The sequence below is a fragment of the Saccharopolyspora gloriosae genome (assembly GCF_022828475.1).
Taxonomy (GTDB): Bacteria; Actinomycetota; Actinomycetes; order Mycobacteriales; family Pseudonocardiaceae; genus Saccharopolyspora_C; species Saccharopolyspora_C gloriosae_A.
The window spans coordinates 271,991-290,170 of record NZ_CP059557.1 but is presented as its reverse complement, the minus strand read 5'-3'; the positions used below and the strand labels follow the sequence as shown (position 1 = coordinate 290,170).

Sequence of the window (18,180 nt, the reverse complement as noted above, 5' to 3'; positions counted from 1 at the left end):
GCGGCCGGGACAGGGCTGCTGTTAGGGTCCCCGCAGGGTGTGCCGGGAAGTCTGGTCGGCGATACGTCAGCGTGCTCGCGACCAGGAAGGCCCACCGATGACAGAGCCCGAACCCGACGCCGCCCCGCAGGGGCCCGCCGACCGCGGTAAGGCGCGCCCCCGGGCGTTCGACTTCGCCGAGTACCTGCGCACCGAGACCGTCGGCGGCATGATGCTGCTGGTCGCCACCGCGCTCGCGCTGATCGCGGCGAACTCCCCGGTCAGCGAGCTCTACGAAGGCGTGCGGGACTATCGGATCGGGCCGCACGCGCTGCACCTGGACCTCACCGTCGGCGAGTGGGTGAAGGACGGGCTGCTGGCGATCTTCTTCTTCGTCGCCGGACTCGAGCTCAAGCGGGAACTCGTCGTCGGGGAGCTCGCCGACCGCAAGACCGCGACGCTGCCCATACTGGCCGCGTTCGGCGGCATGGTCGTGCCCGCCGCGATGGCCTTCGCCATCGGGCACGGGACTCCGGGCGCAGGCCAGGCGTGGGCGATCCCGGTGGCCACCGACATCGCGTTCGCGCTGGGCGTGCTGTCGCTGACCGGCTCGGGGATGCCGACGGCGGCTCGAGTGTTCCTGCTCAGCCTCGCCGTCGTCGACGACCTCGGCGCCATCATCGTCATCGCCGTGCTGTTCACCGACGGCCTGAGCGTGCTCGCGCTGCTCGCGGCGGTCGTGCTCTGCGCCGGCTACTGGTTCGCGCAGCGCAAGCGGATCACCACCCCGTTGCTCTACCTGCCGCTGGCGGTCGCCACCTGGGTCGCGGTGCACGGCAGCGGCGTCCACGCCACCATCGCCGGTGTCGCACTCGGCCTGCTCACCAGGGTGAAGACCGACCCGGACGAGACGGCGTCGCCGTCGATGCGGCTCGAACACCGGCTGCAGCCCTGGTCGGCCGGGCTGATCGTGCCGGTGTTCGCGTTCTTCGCCGCGGGCGTGCCGGTGAACGGCGAAGCGCTCGGCGCGCTGGTGCACGACCGGATCTCGATCGCCGTGATGGCCGGGCTGTTCTTCGGCAAGTTCATCGGGATCTTCGGCACCTCCTACCTCGCGGTGCAGCTCGGGCTCGGTTCCCGCCCCACCGGAGTCACCTGGCGGGACCTGTCGGCGCTGGCGATGCTCGGCGGCGTCGGCTTCACCGTGAGCCTGCTGATAGCCGAGCTGTCGCTGGCCGGGGATGCGGCCGAACGAGCCAAGACGGCCGTGCTCATCGCCTCCGCGCTCGCCTCGCTCATCGCCTCCGCGATCCTGCTGCGGCGCGGTCGGCGGACCGCCCGTGAGCGGAACTGATCGGTCTCGGAGATCACTCACCGATAACACCCGAGGAGTCTCACTCGGTCACCGTTCAGGCGGCGTGGCACGATGGCGGGCGTGAACAGCGCCCAGAAGAACCAGCAAGGCAGCAGCGACGGCGCAGCCTGGTCGGCCGTCACATCCCTCCCGCTGTCCGAGGAGGGCACTGGCGTGGGCAGCGAGCAGTCGATCGGCGCCCTCGTGCGTGACGCGACGACGCACCTGTCGACGCTGCTCCGCGCCGAGATCGAACTGGCGAAGGCCGAAGTCACCGGCGAGGTCAAGAAGGGCGTCAAAGGCAGCGTCTACTTCGTCCTCGCGCTGGCCGTGCTCGGCTTCAGCATGTTCTTCCTCTTCTTCACCCTCGCCGAAGGCCTCAACGCACTCGGCATCTGGCGCTGGGCGTCCTTCGGGATCGTGTTCCTGCTGATGCTGATCGTGGCCGGCCTGTTCGGCCTGCTCGGCTACCTGCGGGTGCGCAAGATCCGAGCGCCGAAACGCACCATCGCGACGCTCAAGGACACCAAGCAGCTCACCCAGCGCCGCGGCCAGGACGCGGCCGCAGAGGCGATCCAGAGCTAGCGCGAACCGCGTCTCGCGGAGACTGCGCCGTCAGGCCAGGTGCACCCGGTACGGGCCGGGTCCCTGGCCTTTCGTGTGCCGGAACGTCGAACGGCGGCGCGACGGCCGTTCCGCGGCGGAAACGTCAGCCGGTGCACTCGCCGGTGGAGACCGGGGTGGTCAGCGAGGAGGACTCCGCGACCTCATCGGCCACTTCGTCCGCGGTCAGGGCGAATCCCGTCTCCGGATCGTCCACGGCGGCGCCGAACACCACGCCCACCACATCGCCCTGCGGGTCGACCAGCGGGCCGCCCGAGTTCCCGCTCTGCACCTTGCCGCGCACCGTGTACACGTCCCGCACCACGGTGTTCGCGTCGTAGATGTCCGGTCCGCGCAGGTTGATGCGCTGCCGCAACCGGCCGGCTGCCGCCGTGTACGGACCGTCCAGCGGATAGCCGAGCGCGATCAGGCTGCCGCCGGCAGGCACCTCGGCCCGGTCCAGCGGCATCGCGTCCGCGTCCAGATCCGGCACCGCCAGAATCGCCAAGTCCGTCGCCGGATCGAACATCACCACGTTCGCGGAGAACTCACCGCGGCCCACTTCGATCGCCACCCGATCCGTGCCCGCCACGACGTGCGCGTTCGTCATCACCCGGTTCGGAGCCACGACGAAACCGGTGCCCTCCAGCGCCCGCGCGCACGAGACCGCCCGGCCCCGCACCTTCACCACGCTGGTCTGCGCGTTGCGCACCACGTCGCTGTCGGCCAACGCCTGGTCCGGCGGCTCGATCGCGGCCACCGGGGTCTTCGAGAACGGCTCCAGCGCATCGGGGAAACCGCTCACTCCGAGCATCTGGCGCAGGTCGTCCGGCAGCGACTTCACCGACCGGGGCATCATCGAATCCACTTGGCTGAGCACCTGGGATCGGGTGATCGCCGACGCGAGCCCCGGCATCGCCGTCGCCGAGGTGAACGGCAGCGCGACCAGCCAGGCGACCACGAACACGGCCGTGCACTGCAACACCGCGCCCAGCACGTTGTCCACGCCGGTCAACTTCGGCGAGGTGATCCGGTCCCGCAGCTCCCGGCCCGCCCACATGCCGAAGGTCTCGCCGAACGCCACCAGCAGCACGACGATGCCCACGCCGAAACCGATCCTGGCGGGCTGGCTGTCCAAGCGCTCCAGCAGCAGCGGAGCCACTCGCAGCCCCACGATCGCACCGACGAACACGCCGAGGAACGAGAACAACGCGGTGACCAGGCCGTTGCGCGCGCCGGACACGGCGGCCAGCAACGCCAGCGCCACCACCAGCAGATCGACCCAGTTCACCGAACACCCTTCCGCCGCGTCCCGACCACGACCCGATCAGCCCACCATCACCTGTCGAAGCCGACGTCGGCGGCCTCCTCCGCGGCCCGCCACGCCTCGTCGAGGCCCAGCTTCTCGGCACCCTCCCAGCTCGTCGAGGACCAACCGCCGAGATCGAGCACGCCGGACAGCAGCGCACCGGTGAACCCCCACACCAACATCCCCGGCACGAGGAAGGCGGGGCCGTGGCGCCCGTCCCGCAAGCCGACCATGACCCGGTTCGCCGGATCCGCCAGCCACGACAACGGCACCCGAGCCACCGCCCGAGTCTCCCCGAGATCGACGGGAGCCACCGGAGACGGCTCCCGCCAATGTGCCAGCACCGGTGTCACCCGGAAACCGCTGTGCGGCACGTGCAGCTCCGGCAGCGCCGCCAGCGGCCGGATGCCCTCGGGCAGCACCCCGACCTCCTCCTGCGCCTCGCGCAGCGCGGCGTCCACCGGTCCGTCATCGGTGTCGTCGATCGAACCGCCGGGAAAGGCGACCTGGCCGGGATGCGAGCTGAGTCCGTCCGCGCGCCGTAACAGCAGCACGTCCGGACCGTCCGCGTGCTCCCCGAACAGGATCAGCACCGCCGCCGGACGGGCGCTGCGCGGCGGGCGGAGCCGGGGCCAGCCGAAATGCTCCTGGTCGATGTCGACGCTGCGCTGGATCAGCGGACTCAGCCATTCCGGCGCGTCCGCTCCGTTGACCACGCGGTCCGTCACGAACGGCCTCCCAAGGTGCGGCGGACGGCGGCGTCCACCGCGTCCGCGGACTCGAACACCTCCGGCGGATCGATCCGCCGGACCTCACCGCCCGCCGTGATCACGAAGCTCGCGGGCAGCACGTTCGGCACCCGCAGCGCCGACCGCACCGCCCCGTCCGGGTCGTGCACACCGGGGAACCGCGCACCGAGCTCGCGCAGCAGCTCCAGGCCGCCCGCCTCGTCGCTCTGCACCTGCACGCCCAGCACCGGGACCGAGCCGGGACGCTCCGAGTAGGCCTGCACCGCGGGCAGCTCGGTGCGGCACGGGCCGCACCAGGTCGCCCACACGTTGATCAGCGCGGGTCGTCCCGCGAGCGCCGCGCCGACGTCCACCGGGGTGCCGTCGGCCAGGCAGGTCCCCGTCACCCCGGCCAGTGCGGCCGGGCCGCCGGGCTGCGGCGCCGGACAGGGCTCTAGCCCGCCGCGCAACGCCGGATCGACCGGCGACGCCGTGCGCTGCCGCGGATCCGACGGGCTCCCGGCCTGCGAGTCGCCGCCTCCGGAGCCGCCCGGCCACAACGCGACCACGGCCAGCGCGGCCAGCACCAGCACGACGACCGTCCACTGGATCTCGCGGCGGAACTCGCGGACGTGCTGCCACCGGCTCACGCGTCCGGCTCCTTCGCGGCGGCCTGCTCGATGGTCTTCTCGTCCAGGTCGTCGGTGATCCCGGCCAGCTCCAGCAACCGCGGCGCCTCAGGGCCGCGGACCAGCTTCGCCGCCGTCGCCGGCTCCTCCGGCCCGGCGCCGAAGGCCGGGCAGTCCTTCGCCAGCAGGCACGCGCCGCACGCGGGTTTGCGCGCGTGGCACACCCGGCGGCCGTGGAAGATCACGTAGTGCGAGAGCATCGTCCATTCCTTGCGGGGGATCAGCTCACCGATCACGTGCTCGACCTTGACCGGATCCTCCTCCGCCGTCCACCCCCAGCGGCGCACCAACCGGCCGAAGTGCGTGTCCACCGTGATGCCGGGGACGTCGAACGCGTTGCCGAGGATCACGTTCGCGGTCTTGCGGCCGATTCCCGGCAGCTTCACCAGGTCCGCCAGCCGCGGCGGCACCTCCCCGCCGTGCTCGTCCACGAGCGCCGCGCCCAGCCCCATCAGGGAGTTCGCCTTGTTCCGGTAGAAGCCGGTGGAGCGGATCAGCTCCTCCAGCTCCGTGCGGTCGGCGCCCGCGTAGTCGGCTGCCGTCGGGTAGCGGGCGAACAGGGCGGGCGTGACCTGGTTGACCCGCTTGTCCGTGCACTGCGCGGACAGGATGGTGGCCACCGCCAGTTGCAGCGGGTCACCGAAGTCGAGCTCGCAGTGCGCGTCCGGATAGGCTTCCGCGAGGGTGCGGACCATGCGCCGCGCCCGCCGGACCAACCCCGTCCGCGTCTCCGTCCCGGAGGCGGCACGACGTGCCCGTGGCTTGCGAGCGGGTGCCGCGGAACGGCCACCGGAACCTGTTTCCGCTGCTCGAGAGCGCGAGGAGCCGGTGTCCGCCGACCTCGCCGCAGCGGATCGGGTGGGCGCCGAACGGCCCGCCGAGGCCTGATGTGAGGATGATCGACCAGGCTGAGAACTGTCGTGGGCTGGCTCCGGCACTCCACCAGAGTACGGACCACGGCGACACCCGAACCCGACCCCATCGACGGGCAACCCACCCCCGGTTGCGTCCGTCTCGAAGGCATGAGCGAGGATTCAAGCATCATGACTGCCTGGTTCGTTATAGTCGTACCGCTAGTGATCATGTTCTTCACGCTCTTCATGGAGCGCGTGGAGGCACGGCTACGGCACGTCGCGGTACAAGAGAACGAGGTTGAAGAGCTGCTGGAGAACGCTCGGCCGGACGAGGTCCGGGCGCTGTTCCGGCAGGGAATTGGACGTGCGCTGGAGCTGTTCCAGCTACGCAGGGTGGGACGCGCCGGCAAGCTGCGAACTCGCCGTTCCCGCGACCAGTCTTAAACTCAACTGGTAGTGATCGGCGGCACAGTCCGGTGACCGCGCACGCGGGCACCGCTTCGAACAAGCCGCCGCGTCTCAACATGGAGGGACGAGGTGGACGAGACCCTTTCCCGCGCCGGAATCTTCCAGGGCGTGGAACCGGCCGCAGCGGAGGCACTGACCCAATCGCTGGAACCGTCTGAGTTCCCGCGTGGACACGTGATCTTCGCCGAGGGCGAGCCGGGCGACCGGCTTTACATCATCCAAAACGGCAAGGTCAAGCTCGGACGCAAGTCTCCGGACGGCCGCGAGAACCTGCTGGCGATCATGGGGCCGTCGGACATGTTCGGCGAGCTGTCCATCTTCGATCCGGGACCGCGCACGTCGACGGCCACCACGGTGACCGAGGTGCGCGCGCTGACCATGGACCGCAGTGCGCTGCGGCAGTGGATCGGCACCCGCCCGGAGATCGCCGAGCAGCTCCTGCGGGTCGTGGCGCGCAGACTGCGCCGGACCAACGGCATGCTCGCCGACTTGATCTTCACCGACGTGCCCGGCCGTGTCGCCAAGGCGCTGCTGCAGCTCGCGCAGCGCTTCGGCAGCCAGGAAGCGGGCCTGCTTCGGGTCACCCACGACCTCACGCAGGAAGAGATCGCGCAGTACGTCGGCGCCTCGCGGGAGACCGTGAACAAGGCGCTGGCCGACTTCGCGCACCGCGGCTGGCTGCGGCTCGAAGGCAAGAGCGTGCTGATCCTGGATCCGGAGCGACTGGCTCGCCGCGCACGCTGAGCTTCGGCTCAGCACGGTTCGCGCGTCGGCCGGTCGGCCGACCGGACGCCGTAACGCGCGTCGCCTGATGGGTTCGCCCGAGTTCGGACCCCTCAGTCGATGCGCGTTTTCGCGTGCCCGCATCCCGCCGCCGAGCTTGCCCGTTCACCTGGGCCGAACAGCCGAAAGGACTGGGGCGTCGCCCCCGACGCGACGCTCCAGTCCTTTCGCTTGCGCGGCCCGTCCCCCGACTAACCACGCTCTCCGAACCTCCGACGTCGGCCCCGAACCCGTACCGGAGGTGGCTTGTGCTGTTGTGCGGCCGCCCGTTCGGCTCGCCTACTTCAGGGCCTTCTCTAGGTAAGACGTTGCGATCTCGGATCCGGTTGCACGAGCCGGTGAATTTCTTCCCGATCGCCGTCGTTCCTCGTGACACCAGTGTGCCCTCGGCGAACGGCGAAGAAACCGGGCACAACGTCCCCTATATGGGTGGTCACCCGGCGTGTCGTCGCCCGGTGCTTGCCCATCGGGAGCCGAGGCCTCTCGTTTCACAGCCGGATCGCGTCGACACGAGGGGTGGCCGCACGGAGGGACGCGGCGCGCGCTGGCTCGGCCGGACGGGACGGAAAGGCTGGTCCCGGCAGGTCTTCCCGTGGTCGCGGGGCGACGTAGAACACCACTAAATCAGCTTGGTACTGGCGTACCTGTTTACGGACACTGGTACGCGTGTCCCACTCGATCACCCTCGCCGACTACCGGGCCGCGCTGCGGACGCCCGGAGCCACTGCACCCGTGCTGACGTCCCTGCTGGGGCGGTTGCCGATCGCGATGATCGGGCTGGCTCTGATGCTGTACGTGCAGAAGCAGACCGGCAGCTTCGCCATCGCCGGGCTCGTTTCCGCCGCCGAACTGGTCGGTGTCGCGTGCGGCTCCGTGGTGCAGAGCCGAGTGATCGACCGGATCGGGCCGAGCCGCCCGATGCTGGTGATGTCCGCGGCGCTCGCCGTGCTCACCGCGGCCGAGATCACCGCCATCGAGACCGGCGCACCCGTCGCGGTGCTGACCGTGCTCGCGTTCGCGCTGGGACTCAGCCAGCCGACGGTCGCCCCCGCCTCGCGGGCGCTGTGGGCGCAGCTCCTGCCCGCCGGTCCGGTCCGGGACGCCGCCTACTCGTACGAGGCGATCAGCATGGAGGTGTTCTTCATCCTCGGTCCTGGCCTCGCCGGGCTGCTGGTCGCGCTGCCGTGGCACGGAGCAGGTGTCGTCGCGGGCGCCGCCTGCATGATCGTCGGCAGCCTCGGGTTCGCCGCGACGCCCGCGGCCCGCAGGCTCCGCCCGCAGCACACCGGACCGCGGGGCGGGATGCTCGGCGCGTTCCGCGCACCGGGGATGCGGACGGTGGCGCTGGCCGCGCTCGGCTTCGGCGTGCTCATCGGGTTCGTCGAGGTCGGTGTGCCCGCCTCGGCGGTGCAGGCCGGGGCGCCGAACGCGGGCGGCCTGCTGCTGAGCGCGCTGTCGGTGACCTCCGTGGTGTTCGGCGTGCTCTACGGGATGCGGCCCTGGCCACGGCCGATGCACCTGCGGCTGCCCGCGCTGTTGCTGGGCTTCGCCGCGCTCGTCGCGCTGCTGGCCGTGCCGGAGTCGCTGTGGGGACTGTGCCTGGCGCTGCTGCTGGCCGGATGCTTGATCACCCCCCAGTCGACGGCGCACTCCGTCGCGCTGGACCTGGCGGCTCCCGCCGGGACCGAGACGGAGGCGTTCGGCTGGGTGGTGACGGCGGTGACGCTGGGCTCGGCGGTCGGCCAGTCGGTGAGCGGCAGGCTCGTCGAGAGCTCCGGACCGCCGGCCGCATTTCTCATCGCCGGGATCATCGGCGCGCTGCTGGCCGGGGGCCTGTGGCTGCGGCGCGGCACACTGGTGCCCGCCCGCGAGCCCGCCCTGGTGTGACCCCGCGCCGAACGGGGCGGCCGGCGGAGCGGTCAGCGCTCGCCCGACTCCGCGAGGTAGGTGAGCTGGGCCTCGACGCTCAACTCGGCCGCAGGCCACACCGAGGGGTCCACGTCGGCGTAGACGATCTCCACGACCTCGCGGGCCGTCAGCTGCGCCCCGGCGCCGCGCACCACCTCGCGGATCTGGCCGAGTCGCTGCTCCCGATGCGCCAGGTAGCCGGTCGCGGCCGCCGCGACATCGGGCAACTCCGGACCGTGGCCCGGCAGCGCCGCGATGCCCGCGGGCAACGCCGCCAAGGCTCGCAGCGAAGCCAAATACGAGCCCAGGTGCCCGTCCGGGTGGGCGACGACCGTGGTGCCCCGGCCCAGGATGCTGTCCGCGGTGAACACCGCCGACGCGTCCTCGTGCCCGGCCCGGAAACACACCGAGTCCCTGGTGTGCCCGGGAGTGGCGAGCACCGTGAGCGGCACGCCCGCCGCGTCGATGACCTCACCGTCGGCGAACGGCTCCGCGTCCACGCACAACCGCGGATCCAGCGCCCGCACGGGAGCTCCGGTGCGCGACGCCAGCTCCGCCGCGCCCTCCGTGTGATCGAAGTGGTGGTGGCTGAGCAGGATCAGCGACACCGGCCCGTGCTCGACGATCCGCTCCAGATGCTCGCCGTCGTCGGGACCAGGGTCGAGCACGACGCGCCGCGTGTCCGTCCCGATCAGCCAGGTGTTGGTGCCGTCCAACGTCATCGGCCCCGGATTGGCGGCGAGCAGCACCGACGCGAACGGAGTCACCGATCGCAGCTCGCCGTAAGCGGGATGGGTCACCTGTCTCGCTCCTCGTCCACGTCGGTCCGGTATCCGGGGTCGCCCGGCAGCACGACGCGCCAAGCTCCGTCGCGGTGCACCAGCTTCGGCAGCACCTTGCCCAGCGGGCGCTCCAGGTCCAGCGCGGCCTCGACGCTGCCGCAGGCGCCCACCTCCGCCAAGGTCACCCAGGTCGGCGGGAGCAGGCCGCAGCGTCGCTGCCGCCAGTCCTCCAGCGCGTCCTCAGGGGTCGACCAGTACGCGTGCGACGCCTCCGTGGTGACGGCGTCGGCACGCTGCCCGTCCGGCATCGCGGCGAGGAAGAACCTCGTGTCGTACCGGCGGGGTTCGGGCTCCGGCGTGACCCAGTTCGCCCACGGCCGCAACAGATCGGCCCGCAGCACCAGGCCCGAGTCGGCGAGGAACGCGGCCAGCGACAACTCCTTCGAGACCAGCCTCGGCCGCGCGTCCGCGTACGGGCGGGTGTCGCTGACGACGGAATCCGCGTCGGGGCCTGCGAGCAGGACTCCCGACTCCTCGAACGTCTCGCGCACCGCCGCGCACACCAGCGCGCGGGCGATCTCCTCGGAGCACTCGAAGCGCCGCGCCCACCACTGCGGCGGCGGGCCGCTCCAGGCCACCGAGGCGTCCGCGTCGCGCGGGTCGACACCGCCACCGGGGAAGACCGTCATGCCACCGGCGAACGGCATGTTCTCGACCCGGCGCTGCAAGAACACCTCAGGCCCGTGCGCACCGCCGCGCAGCAGCACGACCGTCGCGGCGTCCTTCGGCGTCGCCGGGCGATCGGGCCGTTCGGGAGGAACGAATTCGTCGGGCAACGTGAGGTCCTCCGGCAGTCGCACCATGTCGGTCACCTTAAGCCGAACGACCTTCACGAACACCCCTGTGATCAAGATCAACTCAGTGGGCGGGATGCACCGTTTCCCCTGTCACCCGCCCACATCGCGGCCCCCACGGTCTGCGCGATGATCTGGACACGGGGACGATGACCGCATGAGCGAAGCACTTCGGGTCGGGATCGTCGGAGCGGGTCCGTGGGCGAGGCGCGTCCACGCGCCCGGCCTGAACGCGCACCCCGGGATGCACCTGACCGCCGTGTGGTCGCGGCGACCGGACACCGCGAAAGCGCTCGCCTACCAGTACGACGCCGACGTCGCCGACGGATACGACTCGCTGCTCGACGCCGTGGACGCCGTGGCGTTCGCCGTGCCACCGGCCGTGCAAGGCGAACTGGCCGTGCAGGCCGCCCGCGAAGGCAAGCACCTCATCCTGGAGAAGCCACTGGCCGGCGACGTGCCCGCCGCGGAAGCCGTCGCGAACGCCGTGCGCCAGAGCAGGGTGGCGGCCCTGGTGATGCTGACCCGGCGGTTCGCGCCCGAAGTCCGGGACTGGCTCACCGGCCTCGGACACCTCGGCGGCTGGACCGGCGGCACCGCGCAGTGGCTCGCGGGCGGACTGCTCGCCGGGGACTACGCGGCGACACCGTGGCGGCAGGAACGCACCGGCGCGCTGCTGGACGCCGGACCGCACGCGCTGGACCTGCTGGACGCGGCGCTCGGCCGGATCAACCGGGTGCACCACGCTCGGCGGGACGAATCCGACAACTGGCAGATGGCATTCGAGCACGCCAGCGGCGCCAGCAGCACGCTCACGCTGTCGCTGCGAGTACCCGTGCAACCCGCGCTGATCGAGTTCACGCTGTACGGCACGAACGGGAAATCCCAGCTCACCGGCAGGAGAACCGCCGCACGCGAGTGCTACGCGCAACTGCTCGACGAGTTCCTCGCGATGATCCGATCCGGCCGCACCGCGCACCCTTGCGACATCCGCCGCGGCCTCCACCTACAACGAGTCCTCGACGCTGTCCGACTGGCTGCTGACTGAAGGCTCGTTCTTCTTTGGTGGGCGGGTGGCGGAACCTCAGCGGCCTTCTCGCTGCGGGATCTTTTCCCGAGTGGCTCCGCCACGAGGGAAAAAGCCGTCCTCACGAGAAGACAGCTGAGAACCCGCCGGTGGTCGGCTTCTTGACGTGGGCTATGCGCTGACGCGCATACAAGCTCGGCTTCGTCGCAAAGCACGGCTTCGCCGCAAAGCACGGCTTCGCCGCAAAGCACGGCTTCGCCGCAAAGCACGGCTTCGCCGCAAAGCACGGCTTCGCCGCAAAGCACGGCTTCGCCGCAAAGCACGGCTTCGCCGCAAAGCACGGCTTCGCCGCAAAGCACGGCTTCGCCGCAAAGCACGGCTTCGCCGCAAAGCACGGCTTCGCCGCAAAGCACGGCTTCGGCGCAAAGCACGGCTTCGGCGCTGCGACGGGTGCTGAGCCCCCGCTCTGCGGGGGCTCAGCTCTGCTGGTTTCGGTGGCTCACCTGGGTTTGGTGTCTATCGGGGGAAGCCTCCGGTGGCCGAGCCGCCCGGCATCGTGGAGTTCCAGGCGTCCTGGCCCTGGGGCTGCGAAGTGCCGGAACCGTTGGCCACCGGCTGGGCCTGCTGCTCGCCGGTGCCGCCGCGGTCCTGTTCCCGTTGCGCCAGCTCCTCGTGCAGCTTGCGCAGCAGGTTGCGTTCCCGATCGGTGAGCTTGGCGTCGACCGCGGCGGGGACGCGGGTGTTCTTGCCGCCGCCCTGCTGCGCCTGCTCTCCGGACTTCGCCTGCTCGGCGTCCGGCGCCTGCAGGTCCTCCGGATTCACCGGGCGTTGCCGCAGCGTGGGCTCGGCGCCGCGCTCGGGCGCTTCGGCCACCGCGGTGTCCCGCGCCGGTTCCGGCCGAGACTGCGCAGGACCCTCCGGGCGGGGCGCGGGCCGGGCGGGCTCGGGACGAGCCTTGGCTTCGCGCTGCTCAGGGTGGAGCTGCTCGGAACGAGCCGGTTCCGGCCGAGACTGCTCAGGGCTCACCTGCTCCTGCCGAACCGGCTCGGGGCGGGCTTGTTCAGGGCGTGCCGAGTCGAGGGAGACGGGTTCAGGAACCGGGGCCTCGACGCGTCTTCCCGGCCCCGCGGCTGGCTCACTCGGGATATCGCCGCCCCCGGGCTTGCTCCCCGCGGTGGCCCGCGGCGCCCGTGCGTGGTTCGAGGAACCGTTCGGGATCGCCACCTGAGCGACCAGGTCCAGGTGCACTCGGCGAGCCGTGGCCAGCGCGTTGCGGTGGTACGGCGGCAGATCCATCCCGCTGCTGAACACGTCCACCGAGCAGCCCACCCCGGCTCGCCGCAACGCCTCCAGCAGCTGGTAGCCGGCGGCGGTGACCGAACCGTCGGCCCCGACCTCCGCCAGCAGCACCCGGCGCGGCACCGCGCCGTAGGTCACGCCGGCCGGAGTCGTCCGCCACGTGCACCACAGCGCCCGCACCCCGTGCAGGCGTCCCGCGATCGGCGCGATCGCGTCCACCAGCTCGTGATCCGAACGGTCCGCCTCGTGGTTCTCGCTGAACCGGTGCCCTTCGTCCTGCACCGTCTCCACCACGTGCAACCGATCGGCGGGCGCGTGCGGTGAACCGGACTCGTCCAGCGCCCGGCGCAGGTGGTACTGCTCCGTCGAGGTCACCGGGATCCGGCCGGCCAGCAGGCAGCCGATCAGGAACTCGGCGGCCGCGTCGAGCTGACCGATGCCGAGCATCTCGCGAACCGAATTGACGGCGTCGTCGTCCACCCGGCCCGTCAAGGCCAGCAGGAGGTTGTGCAGGCGTTCCACCGGCCCCGCACCCTCAGCGACGTCCACCACGAATGCCTCCTTCTACGGCGCCTGCACCGGCACCGTCAGCCACGATGTCCCACGAGTTCGTCGGCGCCCAAGCACACCAGCGTCGACTCGGCGAGCGCGGCGCGGTGGTAGGCGGTCGGTTCCACCTCGGGTGGCAGCACCTCGACGCACGGCTCGGTGTCACCGAGCGCGCGCAGGATGCGTTGCAGTTCGCTGGTGAGCTCCACGGGATCCGCGGAACCCGTCACCAGGATGATCCGTTTCGGCCGCGTTCCCGGCAGGTGGCGCCAAGAACTGCGGGTCTCGCGCACGCCCTGCCTGCCGCGCAACGTCGCGCCGAGCACCAGCACCGAGGGGTCGCCCTTGTCGTCCACGTGGGACTCCGCGCGGAAGGTGTACCGGTCCGGATCGGCACCCGGCAGCACCGCGTGCACCACGGACGGATCGGCCCCCAGCGGCAGCAGCGCCTCGGCGAGCCTGCGGTGGTCCGAATCGGACAGTGCGACGCGTTCTCGCACCAGCGTCGCGGGCAGCGAGCGCGCGAGAACGTCGGCGGCTCCACCCGCCAACCAGTCCCGATAGCGCCAGAGATGCCGATCCGGCAGCCGCCCGGCAAGTCGAAGCAGCAACTCGTGGCACAAGAGGTCCGTTTCGCGTACCGCCACGTCGCCCCCTCCCAGCTTCGTTCGCTCGTCACCCGGTGCGAGCGACACTCGCACCCCTCACGCCGCGAGCACTCGATCGAGGCAGACCCTCTCCCTTTGCGTAGCGGATGAGCAAGCCCGATCGATCACTCGCCGGTATTGATACCGCCATTCGGGCGACCACATTGTGATCACTCGAAGTAGTGGCGTCCGAAGCGTACTGGTTGGTAGACCGGGCGCGGGGCGTACCTGGCAAGAAACGGGGCGATCCCCCAGTCGAGATCCGGACGAACCGGCCCTGCCGGGCGCGGCTTCCTCGGAACCGCGCCGCCGCCGGAACGAGAAAGAGCCGCGGCACCAACGGCACCGCGGCTCCTCGGCCGCTTTCGGAGTCCTTTGTGGATGATCCAGTGGCACTGATCGTTCCCGAACCGGTGTCGGCTCGAGTGCGATCGATCACGCGACCTCGACGATCATCTCCACCTCGACCGGCGCCCCGACGGGCAACTCGGCGACGCCGACGGCGGAACGAGCATGGCTGCCCGCCTCGCCGAAGATCTCCCCGAGCAGCTCCGAAGCACCGTTGATCACGGCGGGCTGTCCGGTGAAACCCTCGGCGGAGGCCACGAAGCCGACGACCTTCACGATCCGCACGATCGAGTCCAGTCCGACCAGCGCGTCCACCGCCGCGAGCGCGTTGAGCACGCAGGTGCGGGCGTGCTGCTTCGCCTCGTCCGCGTCGATCTCCGCGCCGACCTTGCCCACGGCGGCGAGCTTCCCGCCCGCGAACGGCAGCTGGCCGGAGGTGAACACCTGCGATCCGCTGCGCACCGCGGGCACGTAGGCCGCGACCGGGGCCGCGACCCCCGGCAGTTCGATGCCCAGCTCGTCCAGCCGTTGCTTCCAGGCGCCCATGATCAGGACTCCTTCGGGCGCTTCAGGTAAGCGACGTGCTGCTCACCGGTCGGACCCGGCAGGACGGAAACGAGCTCCCAGCCGTCCTCACCCCACTGGTCCAGGATCTGCTTGGTCGCGTGGGTCAACAGCGGCACGGTCGCGTACTCCCATTTGGTCATGGTCGCCAGCGTAGAGACGCCGCCGCGACGGTGCGCCGCTGGCCCGCACCGCCGTGCACGCGGCCGGGAGGTGCCGTTCGGTCGCCGACGCGACCGAAATGCGACCGAGGATTCACGCGTTCGCGTCTTGCAGATCGCTGGATCGGGCTAGCTTCCGTGGAATGGAGATCTGGCGCATCGTGGCGATCGCGCTGACGCTCGTCATCGGCACCCTGCTGATCATGGATTCGGTGGGCAAGATCCGCGGCGAACGGTCGCGCCGCCGCATCCGACGGCTCCGCACCGGAATCCGCGGCGTGCTGCTGCTGGCCGCGAGCACGGCCCTGGTCGCCACCGTGCTTCCGGCGACGCTGGTGTGGGCGTTGCTCGTGGGCACCGTCCTGATCATGTCGGTCCGCTTCGTCATCGACTGACGACCCTGGCCGAGCAGGCCGCCGCGCTCACCAGTGGAGCCGACGAACCGCGTCATGCCCGGCCGCGCCGGTCGTCCCACCCGTGAAGCACCGGCGAACCGGCTCCCTCGCCGCCCGCCGTGCGCGCAGAACTACTCAGACCGAAAGCCACCTGACCGCCCCGAAGCCTGAGTACTACGCATTCGCACCTACGCGGAATTGACGAGGCGCAACGAGGAGATGGCTGCTACGTGCGGGAGACAGCACCCCGGAACCCCGCCTACGCTGATCGTGTGACCGGATGGGACGCCGAACTCAACGACGCTCGGCTGCACATCGTCAGCGGCAAGGGCGGCACCGGCAAGACCACCGTCGCCGCGGCGCTGGCGCTGGCGCTGGCGACCGGTGGCCGGCGGGTGCTGCTGATCGAAGTCGAAGGCAGGCAGGGCATTGCGCAGCTGTTCGACACCGCGCCGCTGCCGTACTCCGAGGAGACGATCGCCGCGGCCCCCGGCGGAGGTGAGCTGCGGGCACTGGCCATCGACGCCGAACCGGCGCTGCTGGAATACCTGTCGATGTTCTACAACCTCGGCTTCGCCGGCCGCACGCTCAAGCGGATGGGCGCGATCGAGTTCGCCACCACCCTCGCGCCAGGGCTTCGCGACGTGCTGTTCACCGGCAAGGTCAAGGAGTGCGTCGGGCGCACCGACGAGAACGGGCGCCACGTCTACGACGCCGTCGTGCTCGACGCGCCGCCGACCGGGCGGGTCGTGAAGTTCCTCGACGTCACCCGCGCCATGGCCGACCTGGCGAAGGTCGGACCGATTCGCGGGCAGAGCGAAGGCGTGGTCCGGCTGCTGCACTCCGCCGACACCGTGGTGCACCTGGTGTCGCTGCTGGAGGACCTGCCGGTGCGCGAGACCTTGGAGGCCGTCGCCGAACTCGACACCGCGGATCTGCGCCCCGGCGCGGTGCTGCTGAACCGCGTCCGCCCCGGCCACCTGCCCGCCCGCTCGGTGGCGGCCGCCGCGGCGGGCCGGGTCGACGCGGACCGGTTGCGCTCCGGCCTGGAGTCGGCCGGTGTGCGGGTGGACGACGAACTGCTGGCCGGGCTCACCGACGAGACGGTGGAACACGCGGTGCGCTCGCAGGCCGAGCGGGAGGCCGAGGAACGGCTCGCCGCCACCGACCTGCCCAACGTGGCGCTGCCCGAGCTGACCGCCGGAATCGACGTGGCCGAGCTCTACGAGCTGGCCGAGATCCTCACCGCACACGGCGTCGGGAGACCGCGATGACCACCCCCGCCGCACTCGACGTCGACGCGCTGCTCGACGATCCGCAGAACCGCGTCCTGGTGTGCTGCGGGTCCGGCGGCGTCGGCAAGACGACCACGGCCGCCGCGCTCGCGGTGCGAGCCGCCGAACGCGGCCGCAAGACCGTCGTGCTCACCATCGACCCGGCGCGGCGGCTCGCGCAGGCGCTGGGCATGCGGGAGCTGGACAACCAGCCGCGTCAGGTGGTCCTCGACGACTTCGAGCCGACCGGTGATCTGAACGCGATGATGCTCGACATGCGGCGCACCTTCGACGACATGGTGCTCGCGCACGCCGGGGAGGAACGCGCCCGGCAGATCCTGGAGAACCCCTTCTACCAGACCATTTCCACCTCGTTCTCCGGAACGCAGGAGTACATGGCGATGGAGAAGCTCGGCCAGCTCGCCGCCTCCGGGGAATGGGACCTGATCATCGTGGACACCCCGCCGAGCCGGTCCGCGCTGGACTTCCTGGACGCGCCGCAGCGGCTGTCCACGGTGCTCGACGGCAGGTTGATCAAGCTGCTGTCCTCCCCGGCCAAGGCGAGCGGCAAAGGACTCCGCAAGATCGTCGGCGCCGGGTTCGGGATGTTCTCGAAGGCGGTGTCCACCGTCATCGGCGGCCAGCTGCTGTCCGATGCCTCGGCGTTCGTGCAGGCCTTCGACTCGACGTTCGGCGGATTCCGGGAGCGCGCCGATCACACCTACCGGCTGCTGCGCTCACCCGGCACGGCGTTCGTGGTGATCGCCGCACCGGAACCGGACGCGCTGCGGGAGGCGTCGTTCTTCGTGGAGCGGCTCACCGCGGAGGGCATGCCGCTGGCCGGTCTGGTCGCGAACCGCACCCACCCGGTGTTCGCCGAGCTGACCGGCAGCCGGGCGCTGTCCGCCGCCGAGGAGCTCGACGCCGCGGGGAACTCGCCGCTGGCCGCGGCGGTGCTGCGGGTGCACGCCGATCGCGTGGCGGTGGCCGACCGGGAACGCCGAATGCTCGCCCGATTCACCCGCGCGCACCCCGAGGTGTCGTTGGTGGGCGTACCCGCACTTCCCGCAGATGTGCATGATCTCGACGGCTTGCGCGAGATCGGCCGCAGACTCGCGGTGGAATAATCCAAAGATTCCGGTCAGCAGGAAATCCGCTCTCCGGTGATCATAATCGACCGGAAATCCAGTTCCGCTGAACGAGTGAACCGGGATTCCGGGCGACTCGAAGAATCGAGCCGCCCGGCCCGTGCTCACGGCGGGCGAATCAGCCCGCCTGGTACTCGTCGATGTCGGCGTAGCCGTCTCGCGCGGCTTCCAGAACCTCACGCCAGTTGCGGACTTCCGGGCGTCGACGCAACAACGCGCGCCGCTCCCGCTCGGTCATTCCACCCCAGACACCGAACTCGATCTTGTTGTCGAGCGCCTCTCCGAGGCACTCCGTCCGCACCGGGCAGCCGAAGCAGATCATTCGCGCTTTGCGCTGCTCAGCTCCCCTAACGAACAACTGGTCCGGATTTTCATCCCGGCATGCTGCCTGAACCCGCCAGTCCCCCTGCTCGAACATAAGGCTCCCCCAGCTCCTCACTGGATCGTCGGCGACCGA

General features: G+C 70.9%; 20 protein-coding genes. 9 read left to right on the top strand and 11 right to left on the bottom strand.

All coding sequences use genetic code 11. From position 1 onward, the window contains the following. Window positions 1–97 precede the first annotated feature (97 nt). A complete protein-coding gene (gene nhaA, locus H2Q94_RS01300; protein WP_258718647.1) occupies window positions 98–1,333 on the top strand; it encodes a Na+/H+ antiporter NhaA in 1,236 nt (411 codons plus the stop codon). Between the two features lie 72 nt (window positions 1,334–1,405). Then, window positions 1,406–1,918, top strand: a complete 513-nt coding sequence (locus H2Q94_RS01295; protein WP_243791125.1) for a phage holin family protein — start codon at window positions 1,406–1,408, stop codon at window positions 1,916–1,918. Between the two features lie 124 nt (window positions 1,919–2,042). Here H2Q94_RS01295 and H2Q94_RS01290 read toward each other — a convergent pair whose 3' ends face one another. The 4 genes from H2Q94_RS01290 to nth are packed head-to-tail and all read right to left on the bottom strand — an operon-like array spanning window position 2,043 to window position 5,357. Further along, window positions 2,043–3,227 (bottom strand): MarP family serine protease, encoded by a 1,185-nt coding sequence (locus H2Q94_RS01290; protein WP_243791122.1) that lies wholly within the window; start codon window positions 3,225–3,227, stop codon window positions 2,043–2,045. Between the two features lie 47 nt (window positions 3,228–3,274). Beyond that, complete coding sequence (locus H2Q94_RS01285) at window positions 3,275–3,973, bottom strand: NUDIX hydrolase (RefSeq protein ID WP_243791120.1); 699 nt, start codon at window positions 3,971–3,973, stop codon at window positions 3,275–3,277. Continuing rightward, window positions 3,970–4,623, bottom strand: coding sequence for a TlpA family protein disulfide reductase (locus H2Q94_RS01280; RefSeq protein WP_243791118.1), 654 nt, complete (start codon window positions 4,621–4,623; stop codon window positions 3,970–3,972). Before H2Q94_RS01280 ends, H2Q94_RS01285 begins: the two co-directional genes overlap by 4 nt. Further along, window positions 4,620–5,357, bottom strand: coding sequence for an endonuclease III (gene nth / locus H2Q94_RS01275; RefSeq protein WP_243791116.1), 738 nt, complete (start codon window positions 5,355–5,357; stop codon window positions 4,620–4,622). The genes H2Q94_RS01280 and nth overlap by 4 nt, the downstream gene beginning before the upstream one ends. Before the next feature lie 348 nt (window positions 5,358–5,705). On the opposite strand from nth, the gene H2Q94_RS01270 reads away from it, so the two are divergent. From H2Q94_RS01270 to H2Q94_RS01260, 3 genes are all read left to right on the top strand, one after another. Next, window positions 5,706–5,960, top strand: coding sequence for a hypothetical protein (locus H2Q94_RS01270; protein ID WP_029621632.1), 255 nt, complete (start codon window positions 5,706–5,708; stop codon window positions 5,958–5,960). A 93-nt stretch (window positions 5,961–6,053) separates the two neighbouring features. Continuing rightward, on the top strand, window positions 6,054–6,728 hold the full coding sequence (locus H2Q94_RS01265) for a Crp/Fnr family transcriptional regulator (protein ID WP_184483618.1): 675 nt from the start codon (window positions 6,054–6,056) through the stop codon (window positions 6,726–6,728). A gap of 705 nt (window positions 6,729–7,433) precedes the next feature. Next, the gene (locus H2Q94_RS01260) at window positions 7,434–8,654 is read left to right on the top strand and encodes an MFS transporter (protein ID WP_243791114.1); all 1,221 of its coding nucleotides are present in this window, start codon (window positions 7,434–7,436) and stop codon (window positions 8,652–8,654) included. A gap of 32 nt (window positions 8,655–8,686) precedes the next feature. On the opposite strand, the gene H2Q94_RS01255 is transcribed toward H2Q94_RS01260, so the two are convergent. Both H2Q94_RS01255 and H2Q94_RS01250 read right to left on the bottom strand, forming a co-directional pair. Then, a complete protein-coding gene (locus H2Q94_RS01255) occupies window positions 8,687–9,475 on the bottom strand; it encodes an MBL fold metallo-hydrolase (RefSeq protein ID WP_243791111.1) in 789 nt (262 codons plus the stop codon). Further along, a complete protein-coding gene (locus H2Q94_RS01250; RefSeq protein ID WP_243791109.1) occupies window positions 9,472–10,320 on the bottom strand; it encodes an NUDIX hydrolase in 849 nt (282 codons plus the stop codon). Before H2Q94_RS01250 ends, H2Q94_RS01255 begins: the two co-directional genes overlap by 4 nt. Before the next feature lie 148 nt (window positions 10,321–10,468). On the opposite strand from H2Q94_RS01250, the gene H2Q94_RS01245 reads away from it, so the two are divergent. After that, window positions 10,469–11,359 carry a Gfo/Idh/MocA family protein gene (locus tag H2Q94_RS01245; protein WP_243791107.1) on the top strand — a complete coding sequence of 297 codons (891 nt, stop codon included), beginning with the start codon at window positions 10,469–10,471 and terminating at the stop codon, window positions 11,357–11,359. Window positions 11,360–11,854: 495 nt separating this feature from the next. On the opposite strand, the gene H2Q94_RS01240 is transcribed toward H2Q94_RS01245, so the two are convergent. The 4 genes from H2Q94_RS01240 to H2Q94_RS01225 form a co-directional block, all read right to left on the bottom strand. Continuing rightward, on the bottom strand, window positions 11,855–13,189 hold the full coding sequence (locus tag H2Q94_RS01240; protein WP_243791105.1) for a hypothetical protein: 1,335 nt from the start codon (window positions 13,187–13,189) through the stop codon (window positions 11,855–11,857). Window positions 13,190–13,224: 35 nt separating this feature from the next. Further along, the gene (locus H2Q94_RS01235) at window positions 13,225–13,833 is read right to left on the bottom strand and encodes a hypothetical protein (RefSeq protein WP_243791103.1); all 609 of its coding nucleotides are present in this window, start codon (window positions 13,831–13,833) and stop codon (window positions 13,225–13,227) included. 435 nt (window positions 13,834–14,268) lie between these two features. After that, on the bottom strand, window positions 14,269–14,727 hold the full coding sequence (locus H2Q94_RS01230) for a RidA family protein (protein WP_243791100.1): 459 nt from the start codon (window positions 14,725–14,727) through the stop codon (window positions 14,269–14,271). Window positions 14,728–14,729: 2 nt separating this feature from the next. Further along, window positions 14,730–14,888, bottom strand: a complete 159-nt coding sequence (locus H2Q94_RS01225) for a Sp36 family protein (RefSeq protein WP_243791098.1) — start codon at window positions 14,886–14,888, stop codon at window positions 14,730–14,732. Between the two features lie 161 nt (window positions 14,889–15,049). Here H2Q94_RS01225 and H2Q94_RS01220 point away from each other — a divergent pair, with 161 nt between their 5' ends. The 3 genes from H2Q94_RS01220 to bagB all read left to right on the top strand — a co-directional run bounded on the left by H2Q94_RS01220 (window position 15,050) and on the right by bagB (window position 17,702). After that, entirely contained in the window at window positions 15,050–15,301 is a 252-nt protein-coding gene (locus H2Q94_RS01220) for a hypothetical protein (protein WP_243791095.1), read from the top strand. A gap of 272 nt (window positions 15,302–15,573) precedes the next feature. Continuing rightward, window positions 15,574–16,575, top strand: coding sequence for an ATPase BagA (bagA, locus tag H2Q94_RS01215; protein WP_243791093.1), 1,002 nt, complete (start codon window positions 15,574–15,576; stop codon window positions 16,573–16,575). Continuing rightward, window positions 16,572–17,702, top strand: coding sequence for an ATPase BagB (bagB, locus tag H2Q94_RS01210; protein ID WP_243791091.1), 1,131 nt, complete (start codon window positions 16,572–16,574; stop codon window positions 17,700–17,702). Before bagA ends, bagB begins: the two co-directional genes overlap by 4 nt. A gap of 139 nt (window positions 17,703–17,841) precedes the next feature. Here bagB and H2Q94_RS01205 read toward each other — a convergent pair whose 3' ends face one another. Beyond that, complete coding sequence (locus H2Q94_RS01205; RefSeq protein WP_243791089.1) at window positions 17,842–18,141, bottom strand: WhiB family transcriptional regulator; 300 nt, start codon at window positions 18,139–18,141, stop codon at window positions 17,842–17,844. Between the last annotated feature and the right edge of the window lie 39 nt (window positions 18,142–18,180).

Bases quoted from the DNA above. Each gene is read 5' to 3' on its own strand.
- nhaA (WP_258718647.1), top strand. From the start codon at position 98: ATGACAGAGCCCGAACCCGACGCCGCCCCGCAGGGGCCCGCCGACCGC.
- H2Q94_RS01295 (WP_243791125.1), top strand. From the start codon at position 1,406: ATGGCGGGCGTGAACAGCGCCCAGAAGAACCAGCAAGGCAGCAGCGAC.
- nth (WP_243791116.1), bottom strand. From the start codon at position 5,357: ATGGTCCGCACCCTCGCGGAAGCCTATCCGGACGCGCACTGCGAGCTC.
- H2Q94_RS01270 (WP_029621632.1), top strand. From the start codon at position 5,706: ATGACTGCCTGGTTCGTTATAGTCGTACCGCTAGTGATCATGTTCTTC.
- H2Q94_RS01250 (WP_243791109.1), bottom strand. From the start codon at position 10,320: ATGGTGCGACTGCCGGAGGACCTCACGTTGCCCGACGAATTCGTTCCT.
- H2Q94_RS01245 (WP_243791107.1), top strand. From the start codon at position 10,469: ATGAGCGAAGCACTTCGGGTCGGGATCGTCGGAGCGGGTCCGTGGGCG.
- H2Q94_RS01230 (WP_243791100.1), bottom strand. From the start codon at position 14,727: ATGGGCGCCTGGAAGCAACGGCTGGACGAGCTGGGCATCGAACTGCCG.
- H2Q94_RS01225 (WP_243791098.1), bottom strand. From the start codon at position 14,888: ATGACCAAATGGGAGTACGCGACCGTGCCGCTGTTGACCCACGCGACC.
- H2Q94_RS01220 (WP_243791095.1), top strand. From the start codon at position 15,050: ATGGAGATCTGGCGCATCGTGGCGATCGCGCTGACGCTCGTCATCGGC.
- bagB (WP_243791091.1), top strand. From the start codon at position 16,572: ATGACCACCCCCGCCGCACTCGACGTCGACGCGCTGCTCGACGATCCG.
- H2Q94_RS01205 (WP_243791089.1), bottom strand. From the start codon at position 18,141: ATGTTCGAGCAGGGGGACTGGCGGGTTCAGGCAGCATGCCGGGATGAA.